Annotated in this window: 14 protein-coding genes; 9 read left to right on the top strand and 5 right to left on the bottom strand. The window is 72.2% G+C overall.

Annotated elements, in window-relative coordinates; genetic code table 11:
• Nucleotides 1-181: 181 nt before the first annotated feature.
• The gene (locus ACIGXJ_RS11505) at nucleotides 182-1,351 is read right to left on the bottom strand and encodes a PP2C family protein-serine/threonine phosphatase (RefSeq protein ID WP_399643249.1); all 1,170 of its coding nucleotides are present in this window, start codon (nucleotides 1,349-1,351) and stop codon (nucleotides 182-184) included.
• Between the two features lie 149 nt (nucleotides 1,352-1,500).
• Here ACIGXJ_RS11505 and ACIGXJ_RS11500 point away from each other — a divergent pair, with 149 nt between their 5' ends.
• From ACIGXJ_RS11500 to ACIGXJ_RS11475, 6 genes are all read left to right on the top strand, one after another.
• Nucleotides 1,501-1,986, top strand: a complete 486-nt coding sequence (locus ACIGXJ_RS11500; RefSeq protein WP_399643247.1) for a MarR family transcriptional regulator — start codon at nucleotides 1,501-1,503, stop codon at nucleotides 1,984-1,986.
• A gap of 354 nt (nucleotides 1,987-2,340) precedes the next feature.
• On the top strand, nucleotides 2,341-2,763 hold the full coding sequence (locus ACIGXJ_RS11495) for an ATP-binding protein (RefSeq protein ID WP_399643245.1): 423 nt from the start codon (nucleotides 2,341-2,343) through the stop codon (nucleotides 2,761-2,763).
• Between the two features lie 88 nt (nucleotides 2,764-2,851).
• Nucleotides 2,852-3,697 (top strand): RNA polymerase sigma factor SigF, encoded by an 846-nt coding sequence (locus ACIGXJ_RS11490; protein WP_399643243.1) that lies wholly within the window; start codon nucleotides 2,852-2,854, stop codon nucleotides 3,695-3,697.
• Nucleotides 3,698-3,819: 122 nt separating this feature from the next.
• Nucleotides 3,820-6,003, top strand: a complete 2,184-nt coding sequence (locus ACIGXJ_RS11485) for an MMPL family transporter (protein WP_399643241.1) — start codon at nucleotides 3,820-3,822, stop codon at nucleotides 6,001-6,003.
• Between the two features lie 5 nt (nucleotides 6,004-6,008).
• The gene (locus ACIGXJ_RS11480; protein ID WP_399643239.1) at nucleotides 6,009-7,208 is read left to right on the top strand and encodes a sensor histidine kinase; all 1,200 of its coding nucleotides are present in this window, start codon (nucleotides 6,009-6,011) and stop codon (nucleotides 7,206-7,208) included.
• The gene (locus tag ACIGXJ_RS11475; RefSeq protein ID WP_399643237.1) at nucleotides 7,205-7,846 is read left to right on the top strand and encodes a response regulator; all 642 of its coding nucleotides are present in this window, start codon (nucleotides 7,205-7,207) and stop codon (nucleotides 7,844-7,846) included. The genes ACIGXJ_RS11480 and ACIGXJ_RS11475 overlap by 4 nt, the downstream gene beginning before the upstream one ends.
• A 37-nt stretch (nucleotides 7,847-7,883) precedes the next feature.
• Here ACIGXJ_RS11475 and ACIGXJ_RS11470 read toward each other — a convergent pair whose 3' ends face one another.
• Entirely contained in the window at nucleotides 7,884-8,258 is a 375-nt protein-coding gene (locus tag ACIGXJ_RS11470) for a hypothetical protein (RefSeq protein WP_399643235.1), read from the bottom strand.
• A 200-nt stretch (nucleotides 8,259-8,458) separates the two neighbouring features.
• On the opposite strand from ACIGXJ_RS11470, the gene ACIGXJ_RS11465 reads away from it, so the two are divergent.
• The gene (locus ACIGXJ_RS11465; RefSeq protein WP_399643233.1) at nucleotides 8,459-9,232 is read left to right on the top strand and encodes a polysaccharide deacetylase family protein; all 774 of its coding nucleotides are present in this window, start codon (nucleotides 8,459-8,461) and stop codon (nucleotides 9,230-9,232) included.
• Between the two features lie 3 nt (nucleotides 9,233-9,235).
• Here ACIGXJ_RS11465 and ACIGXJ_RS11460 read toward each other — a convergent pair whose 3' ends face one another.
• Nucleotides 9,236-10,690: a phosphatase PAP2 family protein gene (locus ACIGXJ_RS11460; RefSeq protein ID WP_399643698.1), complete on the bottom strand. Its 1,455-nt coding sequence runs from the start codon at nucleotides 10,688-10,690 to the stop codon at nucleotides 9,236-9,238.
• Nucleotides 10,691-10,988: 298 nt separating this feature from the next.
• On the opposite strand from ACIGXJ_RS11460, the gene ACIGXJ_RS11455 reads away from it, so the two are divergent.
• Complete coding sequence (locus tag ACIGXJ_RS11455) at nucleotides 10,989-12,425, top strand: DEAD/DEAH box helicase (RefSeq protein ID WP_399643231.1); 1,437 nt, start codon at nucleotides 10,989-10,991, stop codon at nucleotides 12,423-12,425.
• Between the two features lie 80 nt (nucleotides 12,426-12,505).
• On the opposite strand, the gene ACIGXJ_RS11450 is transcribed toward ACIGXJ_RS11455, so the two are convergent.
• The gene (locus tag ACIGXJ_RS11450) at nucleotides 12,506-12,709 is read right to left on the bottom strand and encodes a cold-shock protein (protein WP_005318814.1); all 204 of its coding nucleotides are present in this window, start codon (nucleotides 12,707-12,709) and stop codon (nucleotides 12,506-12,508) included.
• 532 nt (nucleotides 12,710-13,241) lie between these two features.
• The gene (locus tag ACIGXJ_RS11445; protein WP_399643696.1) at nucleotides 13,242-15,362 is read right to left on the bottom strand and encodes a peptidoglycan recognition protein; all 2,121 of its coding nucleotides are present in this window, start codon (nucleotides 15,360-15,362) and stop codon (nucleotides 13,242-13,244) included.
• A gap of 521 nt (nucleotides 15,363-15,883) precedes the next feature.
• On the opposite strand from ACIGXJ_RS11445, the gene ACIGXJ_RS11440 reads away from it, so the two are divergent.
• On the top strand, nucleotides 15,884-16,624 hold the full coding sequence (locus ACIGXJ_RS11440) for a hypothetical protein (protein ID WP_399643228.1): 741 nt from the start codon (nucleotides 15,884-15,886) through the stop codon (nucleotides 16,622-16,624).
• Nucleotides 16,625-16,693: the final 69 nt, after the last annotated feature.

Genomic DNA, 16,693 nt, shown 5'->3' with positions numbered 1-16,693 from the left:
ATTGCCGCATGACAAACATTAGCGGCGGGGGTACGGCGCGAACAACAGCCGTCGGAGGTCCGTGCACGGACCATGGGCGACCCTTTGCGCTCACCGCGCCGCGCCACCGCGCCCGTCCCCGCCCGGACCGGTCCGGGCCGCCGCCAGGCCGGTGCCCGCCCCGGTCCGGGCCGCCGACCCCTCAGCGTCCGTCCCGTCCGTGCCAGTCCAGGCAGACCACCAGCGCGTCGTCGTCCGGGACCGGCCGGCCGCGATGGCCGGTCAGCTCCCGGAGGATGGCGCGGGGCACCTCGGCCGCCGGCAGCAGGCGGGTGGCCTGGATCGCGCGGGCGAGGGCCTCGTCGCCGTACGCCTCCCCCCTGGGGGAGGCCACGCCGTACACCCCGTCGCTGACGAAGACCAGCCGGTCGCCGGGCTCGGCCCGGAACTCCTGGGCCACGTAGTCGGTCTCCTCGAACATGCCGAGCGGCAGCTGGGCGTCGAAGGTGATCCGCTCCACGGTGCCGCCGCGCAGCCGCAGCATCTGCGGGGACCCGGCGTCCACCACCCAGGCGCGGCCGGTGGCGAGGTCGAAGTCGAACATCAGCACCGAGAGGTAGCTGCGCCCCTGGTAGTGGGCGTACACCGCCTGGTCGGCCAGGGCCGCCTGGTCGGCGATGGGGATGCCGGCCCGGCGGGCGTTGCGCAGGGCGTTGATGGCCAGGTTGGTCAGCAGGGAGGCCTCGATGCCCTCGCCCATGCCGTTGGTGACGTACAGCATGAGGTGGTCGGCGGTCGCGCACCAGTCGAAGTTGTCGCCGAAGATGGCGTAGGCGGGCTCCAGCTGGGCGCCGAGTTCGTACTCGGGCCGGGTGCAGGAGCGGCCGGGCAGCAGCTGCCACTGCATCTCGGCGGCCAGGGTGAGCCGGTCCTTGCGGCGGGCCTGGAGATAGATGTCGGTGTCGCGTTCGGCGACGACCACCTCGTGGCCGAGCACCTCGGCGACCTCGGCCAGTTCGTCCCGGTGCTTGTGGGCCTCCTCGGCGTCGGCCAGGGTCACGGACAGCACCCCGAGCCGGTCGCCGCGCACGCTGACCGGCAGATGCGCGCGCGCCCTGCCGCCGGGCAGGGCCTCCACGAACGGCTCCTGCGCCCCGAAGGCACGGCCCACGGGGCTGTTGTGCAACGACACCGGTTCCATGGTGTGGGGCAGGACGGACACCGGCTGGAGCACGGTCAGGCCGTAGTCGGCCATGAACAGCTCGACGGACTCCGCCGCGTACTGCTCGATCAGTACGCGGCGGACAGCGTCGAGCAGCGCGTGGGGTGCCGCCGTACGCAGGGCGCGCTCAGCGGTCACGAATCTGTTCACGATGGAGAAAACACCAATCCTTACGTCGGACATTCGGGGGCCTCGCTCGGGGGAGCGTGCCGTTCGACGTAGCCGTGCCGGTCGTCCGGGACCTCTGCCGTCGGCCGTCCGCCTAGTACGCTGACGGCCGTCCCAGTACCTGCGAGAGTGTGACAGTGACTGCCTTCCGCCCCCGCCCACAGCCCGACGAGGTCGCCCGTGTGACCTCCACGGCCGCGGAGCTGCTGGAAGTGCTCTGGGGCCGGGCCTCGACCGCGCCGGCCTCGGCGTCCCAGCTGCGCGTGCTGCTCATCCTGGAGCACCACGACGGCATCAACCTGCGCACCCTCGCCGACTCACTGGCTTCCACGCCGCCCTCGACCAGCCGCCTGTGCGACCGGCTCCAGGCCGCCGGGTTCGTCGAGCGCGTGGTGAGCCCCGCCGACCGGCGCGAGGTCAGACTGCACCTCAGCGGCCGGGGCCGGGCCTTCCTGGCCGACCTTCGGGCCCGCCGGGAGCAGGAGCTCCAGGCGGTGCTGGCCCTCATGCCCGCCGCGAAGCGGAGCGCGCTGCTGGAGGGGCTGGAGGCGTTCTGCGACGCGGCGGCGCTGCGGATACACGAGGCCGACGCGGCGCCGGACAGCCGGACCGCCTGAACTCCCGCGCGCGGTGGGCGCGCCGGCCGGCCGGGAGGGCCCGGGGTCGGAGAGGGCACGAGCGGCACCACGCACGGAGCGGCCTGCTCCCACCGGGACATTCCAGATCCTTCCCCGTGCACGTCCGACACGGCTACTTTGTTGCCTCACGGCTATTGTTGTCAAACGGCAACTGTTCCCCTGAGGGAACCGCTGGAGGACCGTGTACCCCGAGCAGGGGGGACCTGCGCATCTCCGGTGAAGCTCGTGTGAGGGGACCGGCCAAAAACTCGCCGGAGACCTGGACCGGCCTGATCATCACTCGCCCGGGTAGAGGCAGCAGTAGAACGGACGGCCAACGACGGAGGTGGGCCCGTGCATGCTTCCCTGGACGAGGAACGGCGCCGGTTCCGGGCACCGGAGACGGCGGGGCGGGCACGTGACCTGACCCGCGCCTTCCTCGCCGAGGTCGCCCCCGACGACCGGGAGTTCACGAACGCCGTGCTGCTCGTGGTGTCGGAGCTGGTCACCAACGCCATCCGGCACGCCGGCGGGGCCACCGGCTTCGAGCTGCGGACCGACCGGGGGGCGGTCGTGGTCACCGTGACGGACGCCAGCCCCCTCCCGCCGCGCCCGCGCCGCACACCCGCCTGTGAGCCGGGAGGGTTCGGATGGCCGCTCGTCCTGAAGCTCGCGTCGAAGGTGGACGTGCGGAAGGGGCCCGAGGGCAAAACGGTGGAAGCCTTACTTTCACCGACCGCGGAAAGTGACTCATCTCACGTTTCCCCTACGGTGTAGGCATGAGAAGCCAGAAGTGGGGCAACGGCCCCACTAGGTGGCTCGCCGCTGCACCGGAGCGGGCCGGGACGACAGGGAGGGTTCTGTGATGGCGACGAAGGTCGACACGGTGACGCGAACCGAGGCGGAGCTGCCGAAGATCGCCGAGCCGCAGAAGGTCGGCCCCCAGGACGCGCGCACACTGACCAAGGTGTTCCTCGAGCGTCTCGCCGTCCTCGAAGAGGGAACCCCCGAGTACCAGTACGCCCGCAACACGCTGATCGAGATCAACATGTCGCTGGTCCGCTACGCGGCCGGCCGGTTCCGCAGCGGCGGCAGCCAGACGATGGAGGACATCGTCCAGGTCGGCGTCATCGGTCTCATCAAGGCCATCGACCGGTTCGAGGTCTCCCGCGAGGTGCAGTTCACCAGCTTCGCCGTGCCGTACATCGTCGGGGAGATCAAGCGGTTCTTCCGCGACACCTCCTGGGCCGTGCATGTGCCGCGCCGCCTGCAGGAGGCCCGTACCGAGCTGTCCAAGGCCACCGAGGAGCTCAGTTCCCGGCTCGGCCGCTCCCCCAAGGTCTCCGAGCTGGCCGCCCTGATGAACCTCACCGAGGAGGAGGTCCTGGAGGCGCAGGTCGCCGCGAACGGCTTCACCTCCTCCTCGCTGGACGCGGCCGTCCGGCCGGACGCCGAGGACAGCGACACGACGCTGGCGGAGTTCATCGGTGCGGAGGACCCGGGCATGGAGCTCGTGGAGGACTTCCACGCCCTCGCCCCGCTCATCGCCGGCCTCGGCGAACGCGACCGCATGATCCTGCACCTGCGGTTCGTGGAGGAGCTCACCCAGGCCGAGATCGGCCGGCGCCTCGGCATGTCCCAGATGCACGTCTCGCGTCTGGTCTCGCGCATCGTGGCCCGGCTGCGGAGCGGCATGCTCACCACGGGCTGACGTCGGGCCGCGTCGCCCCGTCCCCGGCACAACGCCCGGCTCCGTGTCCACCGATCGGTGGACACGGAGTTCAGCCCATCACCTCTGTCTGGCCACCGCCCTGGCCAGCCAGGGTGTTGGGCATGAATTCATTCACTGTGCGGATGGCCCGCTGGAGTGCCCGGCACCCCTGGTGGGCCATCGTCGGCTGGGTCGTGTTCGTGGCGCTGTGCCTGGGGATCGGCAGCGCCGTGGGCACGCGGAGCGCGACGACGGCCGACTACCGGGTCGGCGAGGCCGGGCGGGCCGAGGCGATGGCCGCCGAGGGCAAGCTGGAGCGCAGGCCGGCCGAGCAGGTGCTGATCTCCGCCCGGTCGGGCGCCCTGGACCGCGGCGAGGCCGAGGAGGCGGCCAGGGAACTCACCGCGCGGATGCGGGCCCTGCCCGAGGTGGCGGGCGTGGCGCGGCCGGTGGTGTCCTCGGACCGCCGCATCCTCATGGTCGAGGTGGCCCTGAAGGGCGAGGAGCGGGACGCCAAGGACAAGGTCGACGCGCTCGCCGGGCAGACCGAGGCCGTGGGGAGGGCGCATCCGGGGCTGCTGCTGGAGGAGACCGGCAGTCCCTCCGTCAGCAAGGGGGTCGACGGGCAGCGCAGTGACGACCTGGCGCTGTCGGAGAAGATCACGCTCCCCCTCACCCTCCTCACCCTGCTGGTCGTGTTCGGGTCCGTGACCATGGCGGGGGTGCCGCTGCTGCTGGCACTGTCCTCGATCGCGGCGGCCGTCGGGCTGTCGATGGTGGCCTCTCACCTGTCCCCCGACGCCGGGGTCGGCACCAACGTCATCCTCATGATCGGGCTCGCGGTCGGCGTCGACTACACGCTCTTCCACCTCAAGCGGGAGCGTGAGGAGCGGGCCCGCTCGGGCGGCCGGCTGAGTTCCGCGGCACTGGTGGAGCTGGCCGCGGCGACCTCGGGCCGGGCGGTCGTGGTGTCCGGGATCGCGGTCGTCGCCTCCACCGCGACGCTGTACCTCGCCGCCGACGTCATCTTCTCCTCGCTGGCCACGGGCACGATCGTGGTCGTCCTGGTCGCGGTCGCCAGCTCCCTGACCGTGCTGCCCGCACTCCTGGTCAAGCTCGGGCACCGGGAGGAGCGCCGGGCGCGGCGCCGCGCCGGGAGGCAGAAGCCGTCGCGTGAGGGCGGCCGCGTGTGGGCAGCGCTGCTGCGGCCCGCCGGCCGGCATCCCCTGGCCACGCTGTGCGTGTCCGTCCTCGCCCTGCTCGCGCTCGTCACCCCGCTCGCCGGGCTGAAGATCACCGAGATGAGCCGGGACACCCACTCCCGCGAGATCCCCGCCATGCGGGTGTACGACCGGCTCAACGAGGCGTTCCCGGACCACCGGGTCACCCACCAGGTCGTCGTACGAGCCGATGCCGCGCGGGCCGGCGAGGTCGCCGGGGCGCTGCGCGAGGTGGCCCGGCGGGCCGACGGCGATCCGCTGTTCGCCGGGGCCTCGCCGGTGCGGACCTCCGCCGACCGGCGGATCAGCACGCTCGAACTGAAGGTGCCGTACCTGGGCGACTCCGAGGAGGCGTACGACTCCCTCGACCATCTGCGGCAGCAGTACCTGCCGGCGACCGTGGGGCGGGTCGCCGGGGCGGAGTTCGGGGTCAGCGGGGACGTCGCCCGGTACACGGACTATCCCGCCCATCAGAACGGCAAACTCCCCCTGGTGCTGGGGGCGCTGCTGCTGGTGACCTTCCTGATGACCGCGTTCGCGTTCCGTTCGGTGGTGCTGGGACTCATCGGTGTCGGGTTGAACCTGCTGTCCGCGGCGGCCTCCCTCGGACTGCTCGTGCTGGTCTTCCAGGGGTCGTGGGCGGAAGGGCTGCTGGACTTCCGCTCCACGGGGTCGATCGGGTCCCGCGTTCCGCTGTTCCTGTTCGTGATCCTCTTCGGCCTCTCGATGGACTACCAGGTGTTCGTGGTGAGCCGGATCCGGGAGGCCGTGCTCGCGGGGGTGCCGACGCGGCAGGCCGTGCTCGACGGGATCCGCCGGTCGGCGAGCGTGGTGACGAGCGCGGCGGTGGTGATGACGACCGTGTTCGTGAGCTTCGTCTTCCTGCACATCATCGAGATGAAGCAGATCGGCTTCGTCCTCGCCGTGGCCGTGCTGCTCGACGCCTTCGTCGTCCGGATCCTGATCCTGCCGTCGGCGATGCTGCTGCTCGGCGAGGCGAGTTGGTGGCCGGGGCGGCCGGCGGCGCGCACGGCGGCGGCCTCGGCCGAAACCGCCGACGAGCGGCGGACGGCCGACGTACGTTGATCGGTATGACCACTGCGACCGCTCCCCTGGCCGACACCTTCTGGGCCACGTCGCTGCGCCGGTGGAACGCGGTGTGCTGGGTGCTGTTCGGTGCGATGGCCGTCGGGCTGGTGACGACGGCTCCGCCCGGCGGCAGCTCGTACAGGTCCCTGGCGCTGCTCGCCTGCGTGGTGCTCTGCTACGCCGTCCTCGACCGCTTCCCCGGCAATCCCGTCGTACGTCCGCAGGTGTACCTCTCGGTGCTCGTCCTCGCGCTCGGCGGACTGGCGTACGCGGGCAGCAGCTATGCGGCGCTGTTCATGGTGACGCTGCCGCACTACTGGATGTTCGGGCGCACGCCGCGGGCCTCGATGGGATTCCTCGGGCTGGCCACCGGTGCCACGCTGGCCGGGAGCCTGCTGCGGCAGGGCTGGTCGGCGGAGTTCTTCGGCGAGACGGTGGTGTCCACGCTGATCGTGGTCGCGGTGGGCGTGCTGATCGGCCTGTGGGCGCACGCGGTCGTCGAGCAGAGCAGCGAACGCGCCCGGCTGATCGAGGAGTTGGAGCGGACGCAGGCGCGTCTGTCCGAGGCGCACCAGCGCCAGGGCGCGGCGGACGAGCGGGAACGCATCGCGCGGGAGATCCACGACACGCTCGCGCAGGGCTTCGCCTCGATCGTCGTCCTCGCGGAGGCGGCCCGGGCGGGCATGGCCGAGGACCCGGAGCGAAGTGCCCGGCAGCTGCGGTCCATCGAGGCGACCGCCCGGGAGAACCTCGCCGAGGCCCGGGAGTTGGTCGCCTCGGCCGGGCAGCCCGGCCCCGGCCGGGTGGCGTCCGGGTCGGTGACACAGACGCTGCGCCGCACGCTGGACCGCTTCGCGGAGGACACCCAGCTGGTCGTGGACGCCGATCTGGCCGACCTCGACTGCGACCAGCAGACCCGGATCGCGCTGCTGCGCTGCACCCAGGAGTCCCTGGCCAACGTACGCAAGCACGCGGGCGCCTCCACGGTCGGCGTGGTGCTGGTCCGGCGGCCGTACGGGGTGGAGCTGGAGATCACCGACGACGGGACGGGATTCGTGGTCGGGGAGTCGGCGGGCTTCGGGCTCGACGGCATGCGCAAACGGCTGGCGGAACTGGGCGGGAGGCTCACGGTGACGAGTTCGGTGGGCGACGGGACACGGATCCTGGCGATGATCCCGCCGGCGCACGAGGGGGAGGCATGAGCGCGGGGCGTCTGCGGATCGTCGTGGTGGACGATCACACCGTGATGCGCGCCGGCGTGATCGCGCTGCTGGCCGGCGAGGACAGCATCGAGATCGTCGGCGAGGCGGGGGACGGCCGGGCCGCGCTGGACCTCGTGGAGCGGTTCGCCCCCGATGTGGCCCTGGTCGATCTGCGGATGCCCGTCCTCGACGGGGTGGCGACGACGGCGGAGATCGTCGCCGGGCATCCGCGCACCCGGGTGTTGATCCTGACGACGTACGACACGGACGTGGAGATCGAGCGCGCGGTGGAAGCCGGTGCCATCGGCTATCTGCTCAAGGACACCACGCGCGAGCAGCTCGTCGACGCCGTCCACGCTGCTGCCCGCGGCGAGACGGTGCTCGCTCCACGGGTCGCCGCGAAGCTGGTCGCGCGGATGCGCCGGCCCGCCCAGGAACCGCTGACCGAGCGCGAGACCGATGTGCTCACCGCGGTCGCGGACGGCCTGACCAACGCCGAGATCGGCAGGCGCCTGGTCATCGCCGAGGCCACGGTGAAGACCCACCTGCTGCGGCTGTTCGCCAAGCTCGACGTGAACGACCGTACGCGCGCCGTGGTCGTGGCGATGGAGAGGGGACTGCTGCCGCGGCCCCGGTAGGCGGCGGGCCCGGGGCGCACGGCCCCGGGCGGGCGTCTCACTGGTCGATGTAACTGAGGTCGCCCACGGTCCACGCGCTGACGTCCTTGATCGCGACCCGGTACATGCCTCCCGTCTCGGGCAGACCGAGGCTGCCCTGCAGGATCCGGGCGAGATGGAAGTGCAGATGCGTGGGCGCCTCGCCGCGGCCGGCCCGGTCCTCGCCCGGGCCGCGGGCGAAGACGTCCGCGAACGGGCGCAGCCGGTCCGAGTCCTTGAGGACCTCCACCACCCGCTCCCGCCACACGGCCTCGGGGGCCAGCCTTCCGGTGATCACGGCGCCGCTGACGACCACGGTCAGCGACATCTGATTGCTTCGCTCGGACTCCACAGCGGCGGAGATGGCGACGAGCAGCTCATCAGGGTTCGACATACAGCAGAGCCTATGCGTACGGCGCGCCGAGGGAAGAGCAGCCGAGCCTCACGATCACGCGTCTCGTCACCGAGGTGCGTGTGTACGTGAACTCCTCTGGAATTGTCCGTTCTTGGTAACGGAGGGATCCCGCGGGCGCGGCCCGCCGTCCTGTCTGGTGGCCGGGGATCGGCGGGGAACTACGCGAGGGCGGGGCGGACATGGCGCGGCACAGTGGCGGGCGGGGCTGGTACGGCAAGATGATCGGGGCGGCGCTGGGGGTGACGGTGCTGGTAGCCGGCGCCTCGGTGTGGACCGCACAGGCCGGTTCGGTGGGCGGTCCCTCGCCGAGGGCCACCGCGTCGGCCACGCCGGGCGGCGCCGTCACGCCGGTCGCGGTGACCATCGTGCACGCCTCCGACAAGGGCGAGCGCGGCGTCAACATCACCATCGACGACGGCCCGGACCCCGTCTGGACCCCGCAGGTGCTCGACGTCCTGCGCGAGTACGACGTGAAGGCCACGTTCTGCATGGTCGGGACGCAGGCGCAGGCCCACCCGGACCTCGTGAAGCAGGTCGTCGCGGCCGGGCACCGGCTGTGCGACCACTCGGTGTCGCACGACACCACCATGGACAAGCAGTCGCAGGCCTACCAGCGGCAGCAGATACTCGACGCCGAACGCATGATCACCGAGGCGTCCGGCGGCGTACGGCCGATGTACTACCGGGCGCCGGGCGGTGCCTTCACCCCCTACAGCCGGCAGGTCGCCGCCTCCCGCGGGATGCGCCCGCTGGGCTGGAACGTGGACACCAAGGACTTCGAGCAGCCGGGCGCGGACGCCATCGTCGCCACCGTCCAGCGCGAGCTGCCCAACGGGCCGACGCTGCTCTTCCACGACGCCGGCGGCGACCGCTCCCAGACCGTCGAGGCCCTGCGCCGGGTCCTGCCCTGGCTGAGTGAGCAGGGGTACTCCTTCGGCTTCCCGGTCCGCTGACCGTCAGACCGGTTCGGGCTGGGGCTCCGCGTCCGGCGTCGCGTCCGGGCCGGGGCCCGGGTCCGGGTCCGGGTTCGGGTCCTGGTTCGGCGGGTCCGGGTTCGGGTCCCGGTCCCGGTTCGGCGGGTCCGGGTTCGGGTCCCGGTCCGGGTTCGGCGGGTTCGGGTCCGGTGCGGATCTCCGGTCCCATCGGGCGGTGGTCCGGACGTAGCCCACGATCACCGAGGCCATCGCCAGCAGGAGCAGCGGGCCGGCCACCCACGGGTGTTCGGCCATCGGCACCGGCAGGAAGCGGTACGAGGCCAGCAGCGCGGCGAAGACGGCCGTGCCGGACGCGACGAGGCGCAGGCCCGGCCGGTCCCAGCCCCGGTCGTGGGCGCGCAGGGCCGCCTCGATCGTCACGGTGAAGACCACACCGGCGACGAGGTCGGCGCCGTAGTGGTAGCCGAAGCCGAGGGTCGCGCAGAGGGTGGCGATCAGCCAGAAGGTCCCTGCCCAGCGCAGGACGCGCGGTGCCCTGCGGGAGTGGATGAAGATCGCGGTGGCCCAGGCGGTGTGGAGGCTGGGCATGCAGTTGCGCGGGGTGATCCCGTCGAACGGGATGGGGTGCGGGGACCCGACCGGCGTCGGCACGTCCGGCCACAGGTCCGCCACCGCCCACGGCAAGGTGGGCGGACTGGGCGGCCACAGCTGGGCCGACGCCCAGTGCTCGTTGCCCGCGCCGTAGGCGTAGAGGGGGCCGACCACCGGGAAGATCATGTAGACGGCCGGACCGAGCATCCCTATGACCAGGAACGTGCGCACCAGATGGTGGCGGGGGAAGCGCCGCTCGGCCGCCACATGACGCAGCTGGTACAGCGCGACGACGACCGCGGCCACGGCGAGCTGGGCGTAGACGTAGTTGAGGGCGTGGGCGCCGATCGTGCCGCTCGCGGTGAGGAGCCGGCCCATCAGCCAGGACGGGCTGCCCAGCGCGTGGTCGGCGGTCGCCACGTACGGGTCGAGCACCGTCGGGCGGGTCTTGGCGGTGATCAGCAGCCAGGTGTCGCCGGTCTTGCGGCCGGCCACCAGCAGCAGGCCCAGACCGACGCCCTTGAGCATCAGGGCGCGGTCCGGGCCGGTGCGACGGCGGACGGCGACGGCCGCGCAGCCCAGCATCACCCACAGGGCACCGCTGCCGAAGGGATGGCCGTCGCTCAGGTCGGCACCGGCGGCCCAGCGCACCAGGAACAGGACGACGTCGACGCCGGCCGCGGCGGCGGCCGCGACGAGCCGCTGCCGCCGGGTGAGCACCACCATCGTCAGCGCCAGGCCGGCGTACAGCGCGAAGCCCGACTTGGGCGGCAGGACCGCCTCGCGTGCCAGGCCGGTGACCGGCCCGTGCATCCCGTAGCGGTGCGCGGCGATCTCCAGCGCACCGAGGAATCCGAGGACCGTCACCCCTGCCGTGGCCCACAGGGTCGCCCGCGCTCTAGGTATCAATCGTCTTGCCGCTTTGCTGAGTTCCGGTCGTTTCGAGGTGTTTGTCCCGTCGCCGTCACCGTTTTCCGTCGAGGACGGGCCAAAGGGCGGCATTAGGCGCGAGTTCGCACATGCTAGCGGATTGCGGCGTGGTACCGTCGAGCTTCGTCAGACCTCTGTACCACCGCACACTTCAGAGCAGTTGGGACCCGCGCCTCGGGGTGCGGGTCCTTCTTTTTGACGCGCTATTTCCTTGACGGATACCGGTCGCGTCCAGGAAAGCGTGAGGATTTCTATGAGTCGTGCTCGCTCGCAGCAGCGCGGACGCACCCGCCCGGCCGGTGAATTCGGGCTGCCCACGACGACCACGCCGGCATTGCCCGCCGTGGAGTCGTTCGGCGAACTGGCCCTGCCCGGGCCGCTGCTGGCCACGCTGGACCAGGAGGGGGTGACAGCGCCGTTCCCGATCCAGGCGGCGACCCTGCCCAACTCGCTGGCCGGCCGTGACGTGCTCGGCCGGGGCCGCACCGGGTCGGGCAAGACGCTCGCCTTCGGCCTCGCCGTGCTGGCCCGTACGGCGGGGCTGCGGGCCGAGCCGCGCCGGCCGCTGGCCCTGGTGCTCGTCCCCACCCGCGAGCTGGCCCAGCAGGTCACCGACGCGCTCGCTCCCTACGCAGGCGCGGTGCGGCTGCGGACGGCCACGGTGGTCGGCGGGATGTCGATCGGCAAGCAGGCCGGGGCGCTGCGGGCCGGCGCGGAGGTGCTCGTCGCCACGCCGGGCCGGCTGAAGGACCTCATCGACCGGGGCGACTGCCGGCTCGACGACGTCGCCGTCACCGTCCTCGACGAGGCCGACCAGATGGCCGACATGGGCTTCCTGCCGCAGGTCACCGCGCTGCTCGACCAGGTGCGTCCCGAGGGGCAGCGGATGCTGTTCTCGGCCACCCTGGACCGCAACGTCGACCGGCTGGTCCGCCGCTATCTGACGGACCCGGTGGTGCACTCCGTCGACCCGCCGGTGGGCGCGGTCACCACGATGGAGCACCACATACTGCACGTCCCCGACGCCGACAAGAAGCAGACGGCCACGGAGATCGCGGCCCGGGACGGCCGGGTGATCATGTTCCTGGACACCAAGCGCGCGGTGGACCGGCTGACCAAGCACCTGCTGAACAGCGGCGTCCGCGCCGCCGCCCTGCACGGCGGCAGGACCCAGCCGCAGCGCACCCGGACCCTCGCCCAGTTCAAGGACGGCCAGGTGACGGTGCTGGTGGCGACCAATGTCGCCGCCCGCGGCATCCACGTCGACGACCTCGATCTGGTGGTCAACGTGGACCCGCCCACCGATCCCAAGGACTACCTGCACCGCGGCGGCCGTACCGCCCGGGCCGGCGAGTCCGGCACCGTCGTCACGCTGGTGACGCCCGACCAGCGACGCGACATGGACCGGCTGATGGCGTCCGCCGGGGTCACCGCGCGGATCACGCCCGTGCGGCCGGGGGTGCCGGAGCTGAGCCGGATCACGGGGGCCCGGACGCCGTCCGGGGTTCCGGTCGTCATCACGCCGCCCGTTCCGCAGCAGCCCGCGCGCCGCGCCGCGTCCTCGTCGTCCGGGTCCTCGTCGAGGTCGTCCTCGACGTCCTCTTCCGGGCGTGGCCGGCGTGGGCGCAACGGCCGTGGCCGGGCCGGCGGTGCTTCGGGGAGCCGGTCCTCGGTCGGCCGAGCGGCCTGATTGTTCATTTCCTGTTCATGCAATACGAAAAAGGCCCGCACCTGAGGTGCGGGCCTTTTTCAAGCCTGTGTGGCCTTGGATCAGGCGGGGAGGATGTTCTCCGCCTGCGGGCCCTTCTGGCCCTGGGTGACGTCGAAGGTCACCTTCTGGCCTTCCTGCAGCTCGCGGAAGCCGGAGGTGGCGATGTTCGAGTAGTGGGCGAAGACGTCAGCGCCGCCGCCGTCCTGCTCGATGAAGCCGAAGCCCTTTTCCGAGTTGAACCACTTCACGGTACCGGTAGCCATGTGAACTCCTAGGCAGTAAACGAGGCCCGCACTTCACGAGCCTCCTCATCGCTGCGATGATCACCTGCCCGGAAAAACCTGTGACAAAAACTGGCAACCACAACTGCAACTGACAGCCAGCGTAGCATGGATAAAGGCGGCTGCAAGGAAAACGGCGCGGCCGTGGAATGCCGGAGAATATCTGTTCCGGTGATGTCAGTTTTTCAGTGCCCGCTGCGACGGGGCGCCCTGGGCGACAGCTCCCTGGCCCCGCGCGGCGAGCCTCAGCTCGGTGCGGTGACTCTCAGCGCGGGGAGTGGCCCCCGCAGCAGAACTGCAGTCGTGCCGGTGGGAAACCTGTCGCGGCGGGGACAGGTACAGGGTGTCGGCGGCCCCGCGGCCCCGCGGTCCGGCGGCCCGGCGGCCCGGCGGCCCGGCGGCCCGGCGGCCCGGCGGCCCGGGGAAAAGGAAGAGACCGCGTGGGCCGGCCGGCCCACGCGGTCTCCTGGTGCTCAGCGGTGCTCAGCTGGTGCTCAGCGCCCGTCCGGCCGGGTCACTTGATGTAGACCAGGCCGTCCGTCGTGATCGTCGGGCGGCCGCTCGTGCCGACCACCACGATCTTCACGGTGTGCTTGGCGCTGGTGGACCACGTCTTGGTCCAGATCGCCTGCCGGTAGAGCGTGGTGGCCGACTTCAGGTCGACCGTCGACGCCTTCACCCCATCGACGTACACGTAGACCTGCCCCGAGGTCGACGCGCGGGAGACCACCCAGGAGGCGGAGCGGCCGGTGAAGGTCCAGGTCAGGGTCGCGCCCCGGGAGCCGCTGGAGTAGGACTTGCCGCCCAGGTAGCTGGTGGAGGAGCGGGTGGTCCAGGTGCCGGTCCTGACCGCCGAGGTCTCCTGGAGGATGACCGGGGTGTAGGCGGCCGAGGCGTTGCGGTAGTTGCCTGCGTAGTCGTACGCCCGCATCGACCAGGTGCCGGCGGTGCCGGAGGCGGCGGTGCGGTTGGAGGCCGTCGCGGCGGCACTGAAGGTGGCGGCCGTCGGGGTCAGCAGCCTGGTGAAGCGCAGGGCCTTGTCGTCGGTCGCCTTCCAGCTGAGGGTGACCGGGACGGCGGTGGTGTTGACCGTGCCGGTGCGCAGGGCGAGCTTCGGTGTGGTCAGCGTCGGCGCGGTGGCGTCCGCCACGACGGTCAGCGGGGCCGTCTCGACGGCCTTGCCGGACACGTGCACGGCGCGCACGGCGACGGTGTGGCTGCCCGCGGCGAGCGTGAGCGCCTGCGCCGAGCCGGTGCCGGACGTGGTGGCGGCGACGTTGCCGTCGACCAGCACCTCGTAGCGGGAGACCAGCGAGGCGGGCGTGGTCGCCGACCAGCGCACGGTCACCGAGCCCTTGGTGTAGTACGTCGAGCCGGACGCGGTCGCGCCGGTGAGCGAGCCGGTCCTCAGGTCCTGGACCGGGCCGGCCGCCCAGGTGCGGATCTTCGGGAGCTGGGCGTAGAGGGCGCTGCCCGGGCACTCCGAGTTGTAACCGTCGCGGTGGCCGGAGATGCGGTCGAAGGTGTACCGCGTGCCGGCGACGAAGGTCTTGCCCATGTAGTTGGTCTGCGACGCGCCGGCGTTGAGGTCCACCTTGCCCGCCGGGTCGGCGCCGTACAGGCTGAGCTTCCACGCGGCCACGCGGGAGACGGCCTCCAGGGCCGCGTCCGTGGCGGGGCCGGAGACGTAGTTGCCGAGGACGGCGATGCCGGTCGACTCACGGTTGAAGCCGTAGGTGTGGGCGCCCAGCACCGGCTTGTCGATGCCGCCCTTGCGGCCCTCGAAGACGGTGCCGCACTTGTCGACGAGGAAGTGGTAGCCGAGGTCGTTCCAGCCGTTGCCCTCCTTGACGTTGGGCGTGGCGGGGTCGTCCGGTTCGGTGTGGTACGCGTAGATGCCCCGGACGAGCGCCGGCGACTCGGAGCAGTCGTAGTCGGCGCCCGTGGTGTGGTGCACGAACACGGCCTTGACGTCGGCGTTGTACTCCGACGGGTCGGGGCTGCGGGTCTCGTCCGCGCCCCACTCGGCGCGGCTGACGACCGGCGGCTGCGGGACGGTGCCGGCCGCCTCGGCGGTCGCGGCGGTCGTCTGCGCCGAGGTGCCGGCGACGGCGAACGCGGCAGGCTGCGGGGCCTCCATCTTCGTCTCGGCCTCGGTCACCACACCCGGGTCGACCAGGCTGACCTCGAGGCCCTTGGGAAGCACGCCCGTGCTGCCGTCCTCGTGCCGGACCTGGACCTCGACGCCGTCGGAGGGCCCGACCCACATCGGCGCGGACGCGCCGCGCATGTCGGCGTCCGGCTTGTCCGGCGGGGAGATGTCCAGCTCCAGGTCGTACCACGGACCCCACTCGCCGGTCCGCAGGCTGTGCGTGCGCACCTGCGCGGTGCCGTCGAGCTTCTTCAGGGCGCCGGTCCAGGTGACACCGACGAGCGAGAACTGCTTGGTCTCGGTGCGCGGCAGTTCGCGCTCGCCGCTCGCGGAGCCCTTCAGCGGCAGGTGGTAGACCTCCACCGGCCGCTTGTCCTGACCCTGGGCCGCCGGCTCCGCGGAGGGACTGGCGGCGGCGTAGGTCGCGACACCCCCACCGGCCAGCACCACGGCTCCGAGCGTGATCCACGCCCGTCGTTTCAGGCTCAAAGGTCTGTACGCATGCGTACGACGACTCACGACGAATCCATCCCGGTAGGAGGCCGCAGCGGCCCTTGGAAGAAGTCACAGAGGTTCACAGAGGCACACCGAACACTTGTGTGCCTCATCTATCTAGCGCCGCCCGGCCGGTGAACATCACGAAAAACCGGCCAGGCGTGACGGAGATCACCCAACTGGCGGCCCAGGAAAGCGACTTGCCCGTGTCGGTGCCGTTGTGGCGCCGGACAGGGCGGGGGCGGTCGCACCGCACAGGAGCGCACGTCTGGCCATGCGGGTCCACTCCGGGGAGACGTAGGGGGTCGCACAGGTGTTCCCCCAGGTGAGGGCCGGATCGTAACAGTCGGGTGCGGGGCCGGGACGGGCGCGGTCGGTCGTGGTGTGCAGGCGGGGCGCACGAATCCGCGCAGGAGCGTCACACGGGCTGCACACCCGGCCGGTGAAGGCTCGTTAGCGTGGCTGGCCGTTCGATCACCGTGCGACGGGAAGACGACGGGAAGAGGCAGATGGACTACTGCTCCGCGTGCCGGCGGCATCTCAACGGCGCCCTGGTGTGCCCCGGATGCGGCGCCTACGCGCCGGACATAGCCCCGCCGGAGGTTCCGACGCCCGTCACCCGGCTCGAACCGGAACCGCAGCCGGAGCCGGTGGCGGTGCCGTTGCCTGCGCCCGTGTCCGAGTCGACGCGGCCCGGGCGCGCGGCCCGGCGGCGGCATCTGGCCCGTCTGAGGAAGCACAAGCGCCGGGCGGTCGTCGCGACCGCCGTCGCCCTGGTGGGCGGGGGCCTGACCCTCGCCTCGCTGGAGCGTGGCGGCCCCGACCGGACGCAGGCCGCGGCGGCGCCGGACGACCGGCCCATGGGCGGGCCCGGCCCGGAGGCGCCGGGGGCGGGACCCCAGGCACCCGGCACGGGGGTCCCGGCTCCCGGTCACACGCCCCCGCCGGTGCCGGTGTCCAGCCCGCCCGTCATGCACCGGGCCGCCCCGGCGCGCGTGCCCGTCGCCGCCCCGACGACCCCTCAGGTCCGGACCCCGGCCCCGCGGCCGGCGACCCCCACCGCCCCGCCGGCGGCCGTCACACCCCGGCCGCACGACACCCCGCCGTCCCCCACGACCGTCCCCACCCCGCCCCCGAGCACGCCGACCGCCCCCACCGCCCCCACCACTCCCCCCGCCGCGTCCCCCGCGCCCACGCAGCCGGCCGAGCCGACGGAGGTGTGCCTGCTCGTGCTGTGCCTGGGCGGGTGAAACCGGGCACCTTCGGCACCCGGGTGCGGATCGCGACCGGCTGGCAGGGCTACAAGGCCGTGCGGTGAC

This window comes from Streptomyces sp. NPDC053367 (genome assembly GCF_044545925.1).
Lineage (GTDB): Bacteria > Actinomycetota > Actinomycetes > Streptomycetales > Streptomycetaceae > Streptomyces.
Note: the sequence above shows the minus strand (reverse complement) of the source record. Positions and strands in the feature narration are given on the sequence as shown.

Bases quoted from the DNA above. Each gene is read 5' to 3' on its own strand.
- ACIGXJ_RS11490 (WP_399643243.1), top strand. From the start codon at position 2,852: ATGGCGACGAAGGTCGACACGGTGACGCGAACCGAGGCGGAGCTGCCG.
- ACIGXJ_RS11485 (WP_399643241.1), top strand. From the start codon at position 3,820: ATGAATTCATTCACTGTGCGGATGGCCCGCTGGAGTGCCCGGCACCCC.
- ACIGXJ_RS11480 (WP_399643239.1), top strand. From the start codon at position 6,009: ATGACCACTGCGACCGCTCCCCTGGCCGACACCTTCTGGGCCACGTCG.
- ACIGXJ_RS11475 (WP_399643237.1), top strand. From the start codon at position 7,205: ATGAGCGCGGGGCGTCTGCGGATCGTCGTGGTGGACGATCACACCGTG.
- ACIGXJ_RS11470 (WP_399643235.1), bottom strand. From the start codon at position 8,258: ATGTCGAACCCTGATGAGCTGCTCGTCGCCATCTCCGCCGCTGTGGAG.
- ACIGXJ_RS11465 (WP_399643233.1), top strand. From the start codon at position 8,459: ATGGCGCGGCACAGTGGCGGGCGGGGCTGGTACGGCAAGATGATCGGG.
- ACIGXJ_RS11455 (WP_399643231.1), top strand. From the start codon at position 10,989: ATGAGTCGTGCTCGCTCGCAGCAGCGCGGACGCACCCGCCCGGCCGGT.
- ACIGXJ_RS11450 (WP_005318814.1), bottom strand. From the start codon at position 12,709: ATGGCTACCGGTACCGTGAAGTGGTTCAACTCGGAAAAGGGCTTCGGC.
- ACIGXJ_RS11440 (WP_399643228.1), top strand. From the start codon at position 15,884: ATGGACTACTGCTCCGCGTGCCGGCGGCATCTCAACGGCGCCCTGGTG.